This window comes from Nonomuraea terrae (genome assembly GCF_044465245.1).
Lineage (GTDB): Bacteria > Actinomycetota > Actinomycetes > Streptosporangiales > Streptosporangiaceae > Nonomuraea > Nonomuraea terrae.
In genome coordinates, this window is record NZ_JBITLL010000008.1 from 379,619 (window position 1) to 395,596 (window position 15,978).

The window sequence follows — 15,978 nt, forward strand, 5'->3', positions numbered from 1 at the left end:
CGCCATGCCGTACGTGCTCATGTACCACTCCGTGGAGAAGTGCGACAGCGACCCGCTGCACATCACGGTCTCCCCCGCCCGCTTCGCCCAGCAGCTGCGCTGGCTGGACGACCGGAGGCTGACCGGCGTGTCGATGCGCGACCTGCTGCGCGCCCGGGCGGCGGGGAACGCGGCCGGCCTGGTCGGGCTCACCTTCGACGACGGGTACGCCGACTTCATCGGCGAGGTCGTGCCCGTCCTGCTCCGGCTGCGGTTCACGGCGACGGTCTTCGTGGTCTCCGGCCTGCTCGGCGAGCACAACGTCTGGGACGCCGGCGCCCCGCGCAAGGCGCTCATGGACGCCGAGGGCGTGCGCTGGGCGGCCATGCAGGGCATGGAGGTCGGCTCCCACTCGGCCGGCCACCGGTCGCTGACCGGGCTGGGCGACGCCGACCTGCGGCACGAGGTGGCCGACAGCAAGAAGGCGCTGGAGGACGCCCTCGGCCTGGAGGTCAGCGGGTTCTGCTACCCGTACGGGCACGTCGCCGAGCGCGAGGCGGAGGCCGTGCGCCGGGCGGGCTACTCCTACGCCTGCGCGATCTGGAGGTCGCCGGTCACCGGCACGCACGCACTGCCGCGTACGTACGTCGGCGAGCGGGACGGCGCGCTGCGACTGTGGGCGAAGCGGGCGCGGCACCGGGTGCGGTGGGCACGGGGGGCACGGTGAAGGTCCTGCATGTCATCACCGGCCTGGCGGCGGGCGGCGCGGAGCAGCAGCTGCGCTCGCTCCTGCCGCACCTGCGGGCGAGCTGCGAGGTCGCGGTGCTCACCGGGCACGGCGCGCTGGCGCAGGCCATCGAACGCGCCGGCGTGCCCGTGCACCACGTCGGCATGCGCGGCAACCGCGACGTGCGCGCCGTCGGCCGGCTGGCCCGGCTGATGCGCGGGCGCCGCTACGACGTGGTGCACACCCATCTCTACCGCGCCTGCGTGTACGGCAGGCTGGCCGCGCGGCTGGCGAACGTCCCGGCGATCGTGGCCACCGAGCACTCCATCGGCCACCGGCACATCGAGGGCCGCCGCCTCACCCGCCCCGTCAGGGCGCTCTACCTGGCCAGCGAGCGGCTCGGGCACCGCACGGTGGCCGTCTCGCCGTCGGTGGTGGAGCGGCTGGCGGCGTGGGGCGTCCCACGCCGGCGCATGGTCGTCATCCCGAACGGCCTCGACGGCGCCGCGTACCGTTTCGACGCCGGGCTGCGCCGGAGCGCCCGGGAGCGGCTGGGCCTGGCGGAGGACGCGTTCGTGGTGGGCGGGGTCGGCCGCCTGGAGCCGGTCAAGCGCTTCGACCGGCTGGTCGCGGCGATGCCGTCGCTCGGCCGCGCGACCCTGCTCCTGGTCGGCTCCGGCACGTGCGAGGCACGGCTGCGGGACCAGGCCCGCGCGCTGGGGGTCGACCGGCGGGTGGTCTTCGCGGGCGAGTCGCTCGACGTGCGGGCCCTGTTGTCGGCGATGGACGTGCTGGTCGCGCCCTCGGCGGAGGAGACGTTCGGCCTCGCCGTGGTGGAGGCGCTCGCCAGCGGCCTGCCGGTCCTGTACGACTCCTGCCCGGCCGTCGACGACCTGCCGCCGGGCTCGGCCCCGGGTGCGCGGCGCGTCCCGCCGCACCTGCTGGCCGCGGAGTTGTCCGCGCTCGCCGCGAGCCCGCCCGCCCGGCTGGCCCCGCCCGACGCCGTCCGCTTCTACGACGTCCGCCGCCAGGCGGAGCAACTGGAGTCGCTCTATCTGCGCCTGCTGGGCGCCTCACCCACGGAGAAGGAACGATGACGTTGACCCGGATCACCGGCCGGCTCTCGCGATGGTGGCTCGTGCTGTCCCTGACGGTGGGGGCGCTGGGCGGCCTGGCGTACGCCATGGCGAGGGACGCCGTCTACGCCGCGGACGCCTACGTCGTGGTGTCGGGGGTCGACCCGGTGCAGGCGGCCCACTTCGCCACCGCGTACGCCCGGATCGCCGGCCACCCCGGCCTGCTCACCACCGACCGGGCCGAGCAGGACGCGCTCAGCGTGGCGGCCTCGCCCGACGCCCCGCTGGTGCGGCTGACGTCCGAGGCGCCCACCGGGTCGGAGGCGGCCGAGCGCGCCAACAGCGCCGCCGCCGCACTGATCAGGTACGCCAACACCCACGCCACCGACACCCGCGTCCGGCTCGCGTCCTTCGCCGAGGCGCTGGCCCCGTCCCGCCCCTCCTCGCCGATCCCGCTGGTCAGCATGGCCGCCGGAGGCTGCGCGGCCGCGCTGGTGACCGGTCTGGTCCGGCTGGCCGGGCCGTTCGCCCGCCGAGAGCCGGCAGCGGTGCTGAGGGGAGCGCACGCGTGACCGGCACCACCTCGCGGACCTCAGGAGCCCGGCTGGCGGTGCAGGTCATCACCAAGGGCGAGGACCTGGCCGCGCTGTCGGCGGAGTGGGCCGACCTGTACGCCCGCAGCTCGGCCGCCACGCCGTTCCAGTCGTACGGCTGGCTGTGCTCCTGGTGGCGGGTCTACGGCGTCTCGGGGCGGCTGCGCGTGTTCCTGGCCCGCCGGGACGGCCGCCTGGTGGCGGCTGCGCCGTTCCGGCTGGAGCACCGGATGGGCTGCCGGGTGCTCACCCCCGTCGGCGGGGAGCAGTCGGACTTCACCGACATCGTGGTGGACGACGCCGAGGACGACGCCGGCCTGCTCGAACTGCGCGCCGGCCTGCTGGCCCAGCCCGGCTGGGACGTCATCGACGTGCCCGAGGCGCGGCCCGGCGCGGCGATCCGCCGCCTGGCCGAGCTCTGGGACGGCCGGTCCTGGACGCTGCCCGCCTCCACCTGCCTCCAGCTGCCCGGACGCCCGGTCGACCAGGTGCTCGCCGGGCTGAAGGCGAGCCGGGCGCGCCGGCTGCGCTCGGCGCTGCGCAAGCTCGACACCCTCGACCTGTCGGTGACGCCCGTCGGGGCCGACCGGGCCGAGCACACGATGGCCGAGTTGTTGCGCCTGCACGCCCTGCAGTGGGAGAGCCGGCCCATCAACACCCACCACACGCATCCGCGGTTCCGCGAGCACCTCACCCGGGCCGCGCAGTCGATGGTGGCGGACGGCCACGCCGCCCTGGCCGAGTTCCGGATCGGTGGGCGGCTGCTGGCCTGCGACTTCACGGTGATCGGCAAGGACTTCGTGGGCGGCTACCTGTACGGCGCCCACCCCGACCTGCGGGCCGAGGCCGATGTCCTGATGATGCTGCTGCGGCAGAACCTGACGATGGCCCACCGGCTCGGCAAGCCGGTGCTCAGCCTGCTGCGCGGCGACGAGCCGTACAAGGCGAAGTGGGAGTGCGAGGCCGTCGCCAACCAGCGGGTGCTGCTCGGCCGCGGCGTGCGCGCCGCCGCCTACGCGGCCACCGCCCGGATGCGCGCGGCCGGCCGCGACCTGGTGAAGCGGCGCTGCCCGCGCCTCGTGCAGAAGGTCGCGTCATGGCGGTGACACCGAGAGTTCTGCACGTCACGCAGCCGGTGGACGGCGGGGTCGGCGCGTACGTCGCCACGGCCGTCGCCGACCAGGCCCGGCGCGGCTGGCCGGTGGCGGTCGCCTGCCCGCGCACCGGCCCGCTGGCCCGCGAACTGGACGCGCTCGGCGTGCCGCACCTGGACTGGACGGCCCGGCGCGCGCCCGGGATCGGCGACGCCGCCCAGGCCGCGCGGTTGTGGCAGCTCGTCCGCCTGTTCCGCCCGGACGTCGTGCACCTGCACTCGTCCAAGGCCGGGCTGACCGGCAGGCTGGCGGTCAGGGGCCGGGTGCCGACGCTGTTCCAGCCGCACGGCTGGTCGTGGCTGGCCGTACGCGGCGCCGCCGCCGGCGCGGCCCTCGGCTGGGAACGGCTGGCGGCCCGCTGGACGGACAGGATCGTCTGCGTCGGCGCGGACGAGGCCGCCCTGGCCAGGCGCCACGGCGTGCGCGGCGACCTCGTCGTGGTCCGCAACGGCGTGGACCTGCGCCGCTTCCGCCCCGCCGGCGAGCGGGAGCGGGCGGCGGCCCGCGCCCGCCACGGCATCGCCGGCGAGACGCCGCTCGCCGTCTGCGTCGGCCGGGTCACCCGTCAGAAGGGTCAGGACCTGCTGCTGTCGGCATGGGAGCGGGTCGCCGCCCGCAACGGGCTGGCCCGGCTGGCGGTCGTCGGCGACGGCCCGCTGCTCGGCGCGCTGCGTTCACGCGCCGTGCCCCGGGTTCACTTCGCCGGCCCCTCCTCCGACGTCGCCTCCTGGTACGCCGCGGCCGACGTGGTGGTGCTGCCGTCGCGCTGGGAGGGGCTGCCGCTCACCGCGCTGGAGGCACTCGCCTCGGGCAGGTCGCTGGTCGCCTCCGCGGTGCCCGGGCTGGCCGAGCTGGTGACCTCCGGCGTCGGCGCGGCCGTCTCCCCAGGGGACGGCGCGGCGCTGGCCGAGGCGCTGCTGCTGCGGCTGGAGCAGCCCGCGCTGGCCGCCGCCGAGGGCGTGGCCGCCGCGTCGCTGGCCTCCGGGTTCGACGTGTCGGAGGCGCTGGACTCGCTCTCGGGGCACACGCTGGGCGTGGCCACCGGATCGGGATCGGGCGCGGGCGCCGCGGTCTGCTCGGGTGACGGCTCGACCCACAGCCGCCGGCGGAACTCCTCCGCCGAGCGCGGGTTCGACGGGCACTGCCAGACGCCATGGGGACAGTAGTCGGTGATCGAGTGATAGGCCACGTTGTGACGCTCGATCCAGTCGAGCATGTCGCGGACGAACTCGGGACGGTCGCCGTAGCGGAACAGGCCCCACTCCGGGAAGGAGATGGGCTTGCCCCGCTCGGCGGCGAACTCGGCCTGCGCCCGCAGCCCGTACGGCTGGTTGACGTAGTCGGAGAAGTCGTCGCCCGGGCCCTGGTCGTAGGTGTCCATGCCGATGATGTCGACGACGTCGTCGCCCGGGTAGCACTCCGTCCACGGGATCGCATCGTGCCCGCGGCTGGGCGCGAAGTCGAAGCGGAACTGCTGGCCGGGTGTGGCGCGCATGGTCGCCACGATGCGCCGCCAGTACTCCTTCCACGCCGGCGGGTTCGGCGCGCACCTGCTGGAGTACGTGGTGCCGTTCATCTCCCAGCCGAGCACGATGATCGTGTCGGCCCCGCCGCCGGCGACGAGCCTGTGGGCCAGCTCGGCGAAGAGACGGTCGCGCACGCCGCTCGCTCCCGCCGCGAGCTCCCGCGACACCGCGTAGTCGGGCATCCCCACCTCGTTGGGGGCGACCATCGGCACGTTCAGCGCCAGGACCCGGCCTGGAGCCGCGGCCTTCCAGCGCAGCCACGGATCCAGGACGAACGCGGGGCCCTGGATCGACTCCCAGCGCTCGCCCGGCAGGTACGTGCGCCCCACCGTCACCTCGCGGCTCAGCCACGACTCGAACCCGGGCAGATCGCGCGTCCCGCGCTCGTCGGAGGCGAGGAAGACGCCCACCGCCGGCCCGGATCCGGCGTCCCGCGCGCGGCCCTCCTGCTCGTCGAAGCCGAGCCATTCACCGAAACCGAGCCATGCCGCTGCCACCGCCGCCGTGACGGCAGCAATGGCAATGTGCAGGACAATCCTCGCTCTCGCCACCGCACACCCCCCATCGCCGCGTTTTCCTCATTGCCTACACCGGGTGCGACGGCTGCCGGGATATCCGACTCGCGAATTGCCCGATCCATAGAATTCCGCGAAGGAGCAGAACGTAAAACCATGCTCGATTGCACCGTCCCGGCGCTCGTACTGCGGCTGGACTCCAATATGTTTCACCACGGGACGCTCGGCGCCATTCGCTCGCTCGGCAGGGCGGGAGTCGAGGTGCACGGGCTGGTCCCCCACGGCGGCGAACCGGCCGCCCGGTCCCGATATCTGGCCCGCGTGCACACCTGGCCGCGCGACGTGGACGTCGTCGGCGCGCTGCGGGAGGTGGCCGGCCGCATCGGGCGCCGGGCGGTGCTGCTGGCGCTGGACGACGCGGGCGCCATCGCCGTCGCCGAGCACGCGGCCGAGCTGCGGCCGTACTACCTGCTGCCCGAGCAGGAGCCGGGGCTGCCGCGGACGCTGGCGGACAAGCGGCTGCTGGCCGAGCTCTGTGCCGGGCTGGGGATCGCCCAGCCGGAGACCCGGCTGATCACCGGCGAACGCGACGCCACGGCCGCCGTCGCCGACTTCGGGCTGCCGCTGGTCGCCAAGTGGGCCCAGCCGTGGCTGCTGCCGCCCGGTCTCGGGCTGCGCAACACCACGCTCGTCGGGCATCCACGCCAGGTGGTGCGCCTGCTGCGCCACGTACGCGGCCGTGACCTGCTCTTCCAGCGGTACGTGCGGGGCGGTCCCGACTGCGACTGGTTCTTCCACGGCTACTTCGACGAGCACGCGCAGAGCCTGTACGACGGCGCCGGGCGCAAGGAGCGCGCCTACCCGAAGGGCGCGGGGCTCACGACGTACGGGCGCTGGCTGCGCAACCCGGACGTCGAGCGCACGGCCCACGAGCTGGCCGCCAAGGTCGGCTACCGGGGCGTCCTCGACATCGACTTCCGCTACGACGCGGCCGAGGACGTCTACTACCTGCTCGACTGCAACCCCAGGCTCGGCGCCCAGTTCCGGCTGTTCACCGACGGCGGCGGCCTGGACCTGGTCCGGGCCGCGCACCTGCACCTGACCGGCCGCTGGACAGCGCGCGGACCCGCGGCGCACGGCCGGACGTACGCGGTGGAGAACTACGACCTGTTCACCGCGGGCCCGAAGGCCCTGCGGGCGCTGGCCACGGCCGACGAGCTGGCCTGGCTGGCGGCCGACGATCCCCGCCCGTTCGCGGCCATGGCCGGGCAGACGACAAAGCGCGTTCTCGCCCGGCTCACCCGCTCCCGGAAATAGCACTGTGGAGGAGAATTGCGTACCCCGATCATCGACGTGGCGATTGTGGGCGCGGGCCCGTACGGGCTGTCCGTGGCCGCACACGCATTGCACGCAGGGCTGGACGCACGGGTATTCGGCACGCCCATGCGGGCGTGGGAAAAAAACATGCCCAGCGGAATGCTGCTGAAATCCGAGCCGGACGCGTCGCATCTCGCCGACCCGGAACGCCGGCACGGGCTCGACGCCTTCCACCCCTGCTCCTACGGCGAGCCGGTGCCGGTGGAGCGGTTCGTCGGCTACGGCCGGTGGTTCCAGGGGCGGGCGGTCGGATCGGCCCTGCGGGAATCGGACGTGACGGCCGTCGGCGTCGAGGGCGGGTCGTTCGCGCTCACCCTGTCGCAGGGCGAGCAGGTGCTGGCCAGGACGGTCGTCATGGCCGTGGGCTTCCTGCCGTTCGCGCACCGCCCGGACCCACTCGTGGGGCTGCCGCCCGAGGCGGTCTCACACAGCTCCGACCACCACGACCTCGGCCGGTTCGCGGGCCGGGACGTGACCGTGCTGGGCGCGGGACAGTCCGCGCTGGAGACGGCGACGCTGCTGGCGGAGGCGGGGGCCAGCGTCCGGGTCGTCACCCGGAGGGGCGCGCTGGCGTGGAACGACGTGCCCGTCGCGCGGCCTTCCACGGTGTCCCGCCTGCTCGCGCCGCGGTCCGGGCTCGGGCGCGGCTGGCGTTCGCTGGCCTGGGCGCGGGTGCCGGGCGCGTTCCGGTACCTGCCGGAGCGGGCGCGGGGGCACGTCGTACGCACCGCGCTCGGGCCGGCGGGATCGTGGTGGTTGCGCGGGCGGTTCGACGGCGCCGTACCGGTGATCCTGGGCGCGCGGCTGGCGGCCGCCGAGCACGGCGACGGGGTCCGGCTGCACCTTCACGACCGGTCGGGGACGGCCACCACGCTGGACACCGAGCACGTCATCGCGGCGACCGGCTACCGGGTGGACCTGGCCAGGCTGCGCGTGCTCGACGACGGCCTGCGGCGCGCGGTGGCGGCGACGAGCCCGGCGCCGCGGCTCAGCCCCGTCTTCGAGACGCCCGTCGCGGGGCTCCACCTGGTCGGGCTGGCGGCGGCGGCCACGTTCGGACCGGCCATGCGGTTCGTCTACGGGTGCGACTTCGCCGCCCGCCGGGTGACGAGGGGGCTCGTGAACCGCCTGCGCGTACCACGGTCACCTTGACCCATCCCCTTCAGCTTCGTATCGCAACACATCATCAATCGGGGGCAGCACGCATGATTCTTCGTGGAACATTCGCCTTTACGGCGATGGCGGTCGCTCTGGGAGGTGTGGCCGTCGCGGACACGTCATCCACCGACACGTCGTCCACCTTCACCAACTCGGCGAAGACCGCCTCGGGCCTGACCCCGTCCGGGGTGAAGGTGACCGTGAGCAAGACGATGATCGGGCAGACTCGGGTGGCCTCGGCCGAGGCCACCGCCGCCAACGCCGCGGCGCCCGCCGACGAGTACCTCATCCCCGCCAACGCCAAGGCGACCGCCGGGTTCGTCGATCTCTACGAGGGCTTCACGGTCAAGCGCGGCGGCTGGAGCGACGTGGCCACGCTCACGTTCACCTTCTCCAGGCCGGTACGCGACCCGCACCTGCACGTGTTCGGCACCGGCGGCTCCTCGGGCACCTCCGTGCGCAACCGCGACGACTACTGGCCCGCCGTCGATCTTGTCAGCGGCGCGCCGGTCAAGCCCACCTTCAGCAAGGCGGCGGGCTTCCCCGGGTTCCATGTCACGTCCGCCTCGATCACGCCGGAGCGGGTGTACACGGTGTCGTCCACGACGTGCGGGATCGTCTACACCTGCGGCACGGTCAAGCTGAACGGCACGCTGACCTCGTTCACGATCAAGCTGCGGGCGCGGGACGTGCGCTACGGCACCGGCGGGACGACCCCGCAGCTGTGGGCGGCGTTCAAGCTGTCACTGGCCGAGGACGCCTCCGACGCGCCCACCTCGTACGGCGCCGCCTCCCACGCGATCGGCGATTCCTTCCTGGGACGTACGGCGACCGCCGACCACCCCGACACGGTGAGCCTGACGCCGCGCGGCCTGACCGCCGACACGGACGCCGACGACGCGGTGACCGGCTCGCCGGCCAGGATCGGCGGCCACGGGGGCAGCTACACGCTGGCGATCCCGGTGACGCCGGGGTCCCCGTCGAACGTCGCCGGCTGGATCGACTTCGACCGCGACGGCCGTTTCGACCCCAACGAGCGCGCCACGGCCCAGGTCGCCGCGGGGGCGACGACCGCCACGCTGCGCTGGGCCACGCCGCGGCCGATCGGCAGCGGCCCCACCTGGATGCGCCTGCGCCTGTCCGCCGCGACCACAAGCACGGCGACCGGCACGGCGACGGGCTGGGCGGACAGCGGCGAGGTCGAGGACCACCGCATCAGCCTCGACCACTGACCCGTCACCTCGCATGCCCGGGCCTCTCTCTTGGGGCCCGGGCATCCCTACCTCCTGTCACACCGCTCTCTTGGGGCCCGGGCATCCCTACCTCCTGTCACACCGCGTGGACAGCGAGGCCGTCCACAGGGCAGGCTGTCATCTGTGACCAGCAGCCAAGACGCCCGCCTGCGCGAGCTCGTCCTGCTGCGCCGCGTCCGCGACCGGATCGATCGCGAGTACGCGCAACCGCTGGACGTGCAGGCGCTGGCACGAGGCGTCCATCTCTCGGCCGGACACCTGAGCCGGCAGTTCCGCGCCGTCTACGGCGAGTCGCCCTACAGCTATCTCATGACCCGGCGCATCGAGCGGGCCATGACCCTGCTGCGGCGCGGTGACATGTCGGTCACCGAGGTGTGCTTCGCGGTGGGGTGTTCGTCGCTCGGCACCTTCAGCACGCGGTTCTCCGAGCTGGTCGGCATGTCGCCGAGCACCTACCGCCGGCTGGCCGCCGGAGACGCCGAGGGCATCCCCAGCTGCGTCGCCAAGCAGGTCATGCGACCGATCAGGAATCGAGAAGCGGCGGCCTCCCGCGCCGACCTAACCTCGTCAGCATGAACCTCATCATCCACCAGACGTTCCTGCCGGCCGACGACCCCGACAAGTCGCTCGCCTTCTACCGTGACGCGCTGGGATTCGAGGTGCGTAACGACGTGGGCTACGACAACATGCGCTGGATCACCGTCGGGCCGGTGGGCCAGCCGGAGACGTCGATCATCCTCGAGCCCCCGGCCGTCGACCCGGGGTTGTCCGACGACGAGCGGCGCACGATCGCCGAGCTGATGGCGAAGGGCAGCTACGCGACCATCGTGCTCGCCACCCCCGACCTCGACGGCACCTTCGAGCGGGTGCGGGCGAGCGGCGCGGACGTCGTCCAGGAGCCGACCGACCAGCCCTACGGCGTCCGCGACTGCGCGTTCCGCGACCCGGCGGGCAACATGGTGCGCATCAACCAGACCCCCTGAGGCCTCAGCCGCGTTCGATGCGGGGCATCAGGTCGTGCACCACGTCGAGGGCGGCTTCGGCGGTGTCGGCCAGGTACGTCAGCTCGATCAGGAAGTGGTCGACGCCGGTCTGCTCGCCGATCGACTTGACCGCGTCCGCGATCTGGCCCGCCGGGACGCCTCGGTCGACGTTGACGCGCAGGATCGTGTCGATCGCCGCCGGGTCGCGGCCCGCCTCGCGCGCGGCCTCGTCGATGACCGCGCGCTGCGCCCGCATCATCTCGACGCTCACGAAGGTGGGGACGATGCACAGGGGCAGCCAGCCGTCACCGCGCCGGCCGATGCGCCGCAGCGCGGTCTCCGCCGAGCCGCCGAGGTAGATCGGCGGCCGGGGACGCTGGGCGGGCTTCAGCGGCGAGTGGTGCAGCGGCAGGTCGATCAGCCGGCCGTGGTACTCCGCGGGGTCCTGCGTCCAGAGGATCTCCAAGGCGTCCAGGAGCTCGTTCAGGCGGGCGCCGCGCGTCGCGAAGTCCAGCCCCGTCGCCTCGTACTCCTCTGGCGACCAGCCGATGCCGAAACCCGGGATCAAACGTCCGCCGCTGACCAGGTCGATCGACGTCAGCGACCGGGCCAGCTGAACGGGCGGGTACAAGGGCGCAATGAGCACGTGGGTGCCGAGCTTGACCCGCTCCGTCACAGCCGCCGCCACGCCGAGCACCACGAACGGGTCCGCCGGGGTGTTGTACTCGACCGGGATCGTGTTGCCGAACCCGCCGGCCCCCACCTTCGGATTGACCGCGGCGAAATTGCGGTCGCCCACCCACAGACTGTCGGCGCCGGCGTTCTCCGCCTCCCGGGCGAAGTAGGCGGCCTTGTCGATCTGGTGCGCCTGCGTGTGCAGGTGCGGAAGCGTGAAACCGATCTTCATCAGAACTCCTAGCCCAGAGGAAACGCGACAGAACCTACGCCATCTCCCGGCGCTCGCCCCCGCCGGGCCGGGAATCCGTGACGGTCGGTCCCGCGACCAGACCGGGAAAGGCCGCGGTGGGGGCGGGGCAGGGCGAGGTCAAGGTGGCGAGGAGGAGCAGGGTGGCCGGGCCGCCGGCCGCCGGGGCGAAGGGGGCGAGGCCGATGAGCAGGCAGTAGCCGAAGCCGCCGGACAGCAGCGCGGGGACGATCCGGGCGCCGGGCCGCGCGCCGTCGCGGTCGGGTGCGATCCGGGCGCCGGGCCGCGCGCCGTCGGGGCGGGTGCGGCGCGGCCGTACGGCGTGCTGACCGAGGGTGGCGCGGGACCGGCCCGGCGAAGGGAGGGAGAGCACACCTCACCGCGCCGCCGGTAGTTGTGGAAGACGAACGGCACGAACAGGATGACGGCCGGCAGCGTCCCGCCGAGCAGCGCCGGCAGGGCCGGCGACAACCGGTCGGCCAACAACGATCAGCTCCCCGGCACGTGATCGTCTGTGGGTGCTTCCGAGCGCATCGGTTGTGCGACTTTTGCCCAACTCCTGTGACGGTGGTCGACCTCCTGCCGGCGAACAAGAACATCGGCACCACCCGAACGGCGCCTACCGGCCGCACCCGGGCGGGTGGTCGATCGGGGAGGCCGCCGGCGCGCTCGCCGCGTACCGCCTGGACTCCGGCCTCCCGACCGCCGCCCCGGCGCTCAGCGCCGGGGCAGCAGGGACTTGGCGAGGTAGGCGACGATGACCTTGTTGCCGTCGACCGCCTCGGCGACGACGAAGTCGACCGCGATGCTGCACAGCGCGTACGCGTCGGCGGTCGTGAGCGCGCCGCCGGAGTGCTCGACCAGGTAGCCGACCGCCTCCTCGACCGCGATCCGCAGCGCCACGTCGAGGTCGGCGTCGATGCCCATGCACCAGACGTACGCGTCGCTCTCCGCGCGGGGCCACTCCAGGTGGAGGTCCTTGCGCACGGTGAACCGGGCGGTGAACGCCATCGAGTGCTCGACGGCCGTCTGGTTCACCTCGCCGTGTCCCTGCGCGCCGTGGGTGTCGCCGACGTAGAACAGGCCGCCCGGCTGGAAGACCGGCAGGTAGAGCGTCGTGCCGGCGACCAGGTCGCGGAAGTCCATGTTGCCGCCCCACCGGTCCGGCGGGTTGGCGGAGACGAAGCCGGCCGACGTGGGCGGCGCGACCGCCATGATCCCGGCGAACGGCCGGAACGGCACCTCGATGCCGTGCCCGAAGGCGTAGTGGCCGCCGTCGCCGTCCAGCCGGAGCAGGCGGGTGGAGGCCGTGTCGAGCAGGTCGCCGCAGACGCCGCTGCCGGGGCCGGAGATGTTCACGCCGTACGGGACGCGCGGGGACACGTCGAGGATGCTGATCTCCAGGACGTCGCCGGGCTCGGCGCCCCGCACCGCGACGGGGCCGGTGAGGACGTGGCCGCTGGAGCCCGCCGGGCGCGGGTTCCGCGCGATCTCGGCCAGTTCGGGCAGCACCTCGTCGGCCGGTACGCCCAGCGCCTCGAAGTACGCGACCGGCCCGTCCGCCGCGGACACCCCGGTCTGGTTCACGGCGTCGATCCTGACGATCGTGCCGGAGTCCACGGTCAGCACTGGCGCCCGGTCGGTGGGGAAATATCCCCAGATCGCGGTCTCCTTCGTGGTGGGCAGCACGACGGCGGTACGGGGGGAAATCACGGAGGTCGACCTCCAGGCAGGTTTCATCACGGTATCGCCCGTTTATACCGCGCCGCGATCTCTCGCCCCGAATGATCACCGGCAAGCCGCCGTTTCCGATCACCCCTTTTACCGTTTACGTCCCGTTCATGGCCTTCTTAGAAGTTTGGGACCAGCACTCTCACCCTCCAGGAAGGCTTCACCCGTGAAGAAGGCCGAAGATCCCGAGCAGTCCGCGCTGTCCCGCCGCCGCCTGGTCAAATACGCCGGCGTCGGCGCGACCCTGGCCGCCGCGGCCCCGCTCGTCGGCGGCACCCCGGCGCAGGCGGACGACGAGCGCACGTTCGGCAACGGCGGCAACTCCGGGCGCATGTGGCGGGCCGGCGACCACCACATCCACTCGGAGTACAGCGGCGAGTTCGACACCAAGACCAACCCGCCGACCTTCCACAAGGGCGCCGACGCGGTCTACCCGATCGTCACCAACGCCATCATGGCGAAGTACTTCGGCCTGAGCTGGGCGATGTGCACCGACCACGGCGGCCCGACGCACTCGAAGGTGAACCTGGAGCTGGCCTACCCCGACCTGCTGCGCTCGCGCGTGCTGGTGCCGGAGGTCCTGCAGTTCTGGGGCATGGAGTTCGACGCCCCGGCGCTGGACCACCACACGCTGATGATCCCGCACCACGCGGAGGAGGCTCAGCAGCTGTTCGAGCTGGAGAGCCGCTTCGCCAAGCACGACGCCTTCCCCAGCGACCCGACGCGGGACACCGAGGCCAAGATGGTGGAGTTCCTCAAGGCCGCCCGCGGCATGCGGCAGAAGCCGCTGGTGATCGCGCACCACGCCTCCCGCTCGGCGACCGGCCTGGGCGTGTGGGGCCAGGACACCCCGCGCGAGTTCCGCAACGGCAACAACGTCGCGCCCGACGTCTACGTCGGCTTCGAGGGCGCCCCCGGCCACCAGGCGGGCCCGCTGAACGGCGGCTCGCGCGGCGGATACGGCAACCACCCGACGTACGGCGGCTTCGACCAGATGACCGCCCGGGTCGGCGGCCTGTGGGACGCGCTGCTCGGCGAGGGCCGGCACTGGTGGATCACCGCCACCTCCGACTCGCACGTGCACTGGACCCGCGGCGGCTCGGACTTCTGGCCCGGCGAGTACAGCAAGACCTACGTGGCCGCCCGCCAGGACTACGGCGACATCATGGACGCCCTGCGCAACGGCCGGATCTTCGTCACCACCGGCGACCTGGTCACGGCGCTCGACGTCACGGCGAGCAGCCGGGGCAACCGCGCCACGGTGAGCGAGACGCTCGTGGTCAGCAGCCGCAACCGCACCGACGTCGACGTCGAGATCCGCTTCCGCCCGCTGGACGGGGAGAACGCCAACGGCGACCGTCCGGAGGTGCGCCGCGTCGACCTGATCGTCGGCCAGGTCACCGGCGTGAGCGCCGACCTCGACGCCGACACCAACCCCACCACCAAGGTGGTGGCCCGCTTCGGCCCGAACGACTGGCGGCGGCAGGGCCAGGACTGCGTCATCCGGTACACCCTGCGCGACGTGGGCCAGGACAGCTACCTGCGGGTGCGCGGCACCAGCACCGACGAGATGGAGCCGGCGGCGGACGGCAAGGAGAGCCCGTGGGAGGACCTCTGGTTCTACTCCAACCCGATCTTCATCCGCGTCCGCTAGGACGTCATCCGGTCAGGGCGTGGGCGAGTGCGAACCCGCACACGCCCGCGCCCAGCCCGCCCGCCACACTGGCGGCGACGTTGGCGACCGCGGTGAACCGGGCGCCCTCCTGGGTCAGCCGCAACGTCTCGTAGCCGAACGTGGAGTAGGTGGTCAGCGCCCCGCAGAACCCGATTCCGGCGGCGGTCATCAGCGCCGGGTCGGCGGGCAGCGCGGCCAGGAAGCCCAGCAGCGCCGACCCGGCCAGGTTGACGGTGAAGGTCCCCCACGGGAACACCGTGTCGTGGCGGGCCTGCACGAAGCGGTCGGCCAGGTAGCGCAGCGGCGCGCCGATCGCCGCGCCGGCCGCCACGAGCACGACCGCGAGCGGGCCGTTCATCCGGATGTCCCGTCGGCGACGTAGCGGATCGCCTCGACCTCGTCCACGACGACCAATCCCTCGGACATCAGCTCGTCCAGCTCGGGGAGGAAGGCGCGGACGCGTTCGGCCTCGTCGACGATGACGATCGCCATCGGCAGGTCCTCCGACAGCGACAGGATGCGCGTGGTGTGGATGCGGCTGGCGGCGCCGTAGCCCTCCACGCCGCGGAACACGCTCGCGCCGGCCAGCCCGGCCGCGTGCGCCCGGTGCACGATCTCGTGGTGGAGCGGTTGGTGATGCCAGGTGTCGGTGTCACCGACGAAGATGGTCAGCCGCAGGGCGGCTCCGGCCAGTTTCATGCCCGCCTCCGGCGGTTCAGGGCCCGCGTCGCCGCGCTGCCCGCCCAGACCGCGGCCAGCGCCAGCACCGGGGTGATCACCAGGTACGCCAGCGCCGCGCGCGCCGCCCCGCCGTCCAGCAGCCGGCGGGCTTCCAGGACGTACGTGGAGAACGTCGTGTATCCGCCCAGCACGCCGACGCCGAGCAGCGGGCGTACCCATCCGGGCGCGGACCAGATCTCGGTGATGGCCACCATGAGCACCCCGATCAGCAGGCATCCGGAGACGTTGACGGCCAGCGTCGTCCACGGGAACGCCCCGGCCTGGTGCGGGAAGGCGACGCCGAGGCCGTAGCGGGCCAGCGCGCCCGCCGCGCCGCCGAGCGCGATCACCCCCAGCGTCGGCCAGGGAACCCGGCGAAACGCCGGGCGCTGGGCCGGTGTGCGGACATCGGCGGGACGTTCCACTTCGGGACGGGACATTCTCGGTTCCTCCTACCAGCAGCACGACATCACCTCTGGTAGGGACCGTTGGCGGCCTCGCGCCGCGGTTGCCCGCCGGTCTGATCGACGGGGCGGTGGGCCCCACCACCGCGACCTCGAAAAGGGAGGTTCATCAGCAACTATAC

18 protein-coding genes and 1 pseudogene are annotated in these 15,978 nt (G+C 73.2%); 12 read left to right on the forward strand and 7 right to left on the reverse strand.

Annotated elements, in window-relative coordinates; all coding sequences use genetic code 11:
* The first annotated feature begins 4 nt into the window (after nt 1-4).
* From ACIBP6_RS40150 to ACIBP6_RS40170, 5 genes are read left to right on the forward strand one after another with little or no spacing between them, the layout of a single operon-like run.
* Nucleotides 5-706: a polysaccharide deacetylase family protein gene (locus ACIBP6_RS40150; RefSeq protein WP_397060273.1), complete on the forward strand. Its 702-nt coding sequence runs from the start codon at nt 5-7 to the stop codon at nt 704-706.
* Nucleotides 703-1,803: a glycosyltransferase gene (locus ACIBP6_RS40155; RefSeq protein WP_397059606.1), complete on the forward strand. Its 1,101-nt coding sequence runs from the start codon at nt 703-705 to the stop codon at nt 1,801-1,803. Before ACIBP6_RS40150 ends, ACIBP6_RS40155 begins: the two co-directional genes overlap by 4 nt.
* A complete protein-coding gene (locus ACIBP6_RS40160; RefSeq protein WP_397059608.1) occupies nt 1,800-2,354 on the forward strand; it encodes a hypothetical protein in 555 nt (184 codons plus the stop codon). Before ACIBP6_RS40155 ends, ACIBP6_RS40160 begins: the two co-directional genes overlap by 4 nt.
* The gene (locus ACIBP6_RS40165; protein ID WP_397059610.1) at nt 2,351-3,481 is read left to right on the forward strand and encodes a GNAT family N-acetyltransferase; all 1,131 of its coding nucleotides are present in this window, start codon (nt 2,351-2,353) and stop codon (nt 3,479-3,481) included. The genes ACIBP6_RS40160 and ACIBP6_RS40165 overlap by 4 nt, the downstream gene beginning before the upstream one ends.
* Entirely contained in the window at nt 3,472-4,695 is a 1,224-nt protein-coding gene (locus ACIBP6_RS40170) for a glycosyltransferase (RefSeq protein WP_397059611.1), read from the forward strand. The genes ACIBP6_RS40165 and ACIBP6_RS40170 overlap by 10 nt, the downstream gene beginning before the upstream one ends.
* Nucleotides 4,696-4,940: 245 nt before the next feature.
* Here the strand turns inward: ACIBP6_RS40170 and ACIBP6_RS40175 are convergent.
* Nucleotides 4,941-5,024: pseudogene (locus tag ACIBP6_RS40175) on the reverse strand (hypothetical protein); the annotation flags it as partial.
* Here ACIBP6_RS40175 and ACIBP6_RS40180 point away from each other — a divergent pair.
* From ACIBP6_RS40180 to ACIBP6_RS40205, 6 genes are all read left to right on the forward strand, one after another.
* Nucleotides 5,023-5,229 (forward strand): hypothetical protein, encoded by a 207-nt coding sequence (locus tag ACIBP6_RS40180; RefSeq protein WP_397060300.1) that lies wholly within the window; start codon nt 5,023-5,025, stop codon nt 5,227-5,229. The pseudogene ACIBP6_RS40175 and the gene ACIBP6_RS40180 sit on opposite strands and share 2 nt — an antisense overlap.
* A 545-nt stretch (nt 5,230-5,774) precedes the next feature.
* Nucleotides 5,775-6,887, forward strand: coding sequence for an ATP-grasp domain-containing protein (locus ACIBP6_RS40185; RefSeq protein ID WP_397059613.1), 1,113 nt, complete (start codon nt 5,775-5,777; stop codon nt 6,885-6,887).
* A 45-nt stretch (nt 6,888-6,932) separates the two neighbouring features.
* Entirely contained in the window at nt 6,933-8,099 is a 1,167-nt protein-coding gene (locus ACIBP6_RS40190) for an NAD(P)-binding domain-containing protein (RefSeq protein WP_397060275.1), read from the forward strand.
* A gap of 86 nt (nt 8,100-8,185) precedes the next feature.
* The gene (locus ACIBP6_RS40195) at nt 8,186-9,337 is read left to right on the forward strand and encodes a GEVED domain-containing protein (RefSeq protein WP_397059614.1); all 1,152 of its coding nucleotides are present in this window, start codon (nt 8,186-8,188) and stop codon (nt 9,335-9,337) included.
* Between the two features lie 135 nt (nt 9,338-9,472).
* Nucleotides 9,473-9,934 carry a helix-turn-helix transcriptional regulator gene (locus ACIBP6_RS40200; protein WP_397060277.1) on the forward strand — a complete coding sequence of 154 codons (462 nt, stop codon included), beginning with the start codon at nt 9,473-9,475 and terminating at the stop codon, nt 9,932-9,934.
* Nucleotides 9,931-10,341, forward strand: coding sequence for a VOC family protein (locus ACIBP6_RS40205; protein WP_397059616.1), 411 nt, complete (start codon nt 9,931-9,933; stop codon nt 10,339-10,341). The genes ACIBP6_RS40200 and ACIBP6_RS40205 overlap by 4 nt, the downstream gene beginning before the upstream one ends.
* Nucleotides 10,342-10,345: 4 nt before the next feature.
* On the opposite strand, the gene ACIBP6_RS40210 is transcribed toward ACIBP6_RS40205, so the two are convergent.
* The 3 genes from ACIBP6_RS40210 to ACIBP6_RS40220 form a co-directional block, all read right to left on the reverse strand.
* Entirely contained in the window at nt 10,346-11,248 is a 903-nt protein-coding gene (locus ACIBP6_RS40210) for a TIGR03619 family F420-dependent LLM class oxidoreductase (protein ID WP_397059617.1), read from the reverse strand.
* 34 nt (nt 11,249-11,282) lie between these two features.
* Nucleotides 11,283-11,639 (reverse strand): hypothetical protein, encoded by a 357-nt coding sequence (locus ACIBP6_RS40215; protein WP_397059619.1) that lies wholly within the window; start codon nt 11,637-11,639, stop codon nt 11,283-11,285.
* 344 nt (nt 11,640-11,983) lie between these two features.
* A complete protein-coding gene (locus tag ACIBP6_RS40220; protein WP_397059621.1) occupies nt 11,984-12,979 on the reverse strand; it encodes an acetamidase/formamidase family protein in 996 nt (331 codons plus the stop codon).
* A gap of 184 nt (nt 12,980-13,163) precedes the next feature.
* On the opposite strand from ACIBP6_RS40220, the gene ACIBP6_RS40225 reads away from it, so the two are divergent.
* Nucleotides 13,164-14,651, forward strand: coding sequence for a phosphoesterase (locus tag ACIBP6_RS40225; RefSeq protein ID WP_397059623.1), 1,488 nt, complete (start codon nt 13,164-13,166; stop codon nt 14,649-14,651).
* A gap of 4 nt (nt 14,652-14,655) precedes the next feature.
* On the opposite strand, the gene crcB (ACIBP6_RS40230) is transcribed toward ACIBP6_RS40225, so the two are convergent.
* The 3 genes from crcB (ACIBP6_RS40230) to crcB (ACIBP6_RS40240) are packed head-to-tail and all read right to left on the reverse strand — an operon-like array spanning nt 14,656 to nt 15,832.
* The gene (gene crcB, locus ACIBP6_RS40230; RefSeq protein ID WP_397059625.1) at nt 14,656-15,030 is read right to left on the reverse strand and encodes a fluoride efflux transporter CrcB; all 375 of its coding nucleotides are present in this window, start codon (nt 15,028-15,030) and stop codon (nt 14,656-14,658) included.
* On the reverse strand, nt 15,027-15,371 hold the full coding sequence (locus ACIBP6_RS40235; RefSeq protein WP_397059626.1) for a DUF190 domain-containing protein: 345 nt from the start codon (nt 15,369-15,371) through the stop codon (nt 15,027-15,029). The genes crcB (ACIBP6_RS40230) and ACIBP6_RS40235 overlap by 4 nt, the downstream gene beginning before the upstream one ends.
* Nucleotides 15,368-15,832, reverse strand: a complete 465-nt coding sequence (gene crcB, locus ACIBP6_RS40240) for a fluoride efflux transporter CrcB (protein ID WP_397059628.1) — start codon at nt 15,830-15,832, stop codon at nt 15,368-15,370. Before crcB (ACIBP6_RS40240) ends, ACIBP6_RS40235 begins: the two co-directional genes overlap by 4 nt.
* Nucleotides 15,833-15,978 lie beyond the last annotated feature (146 nt).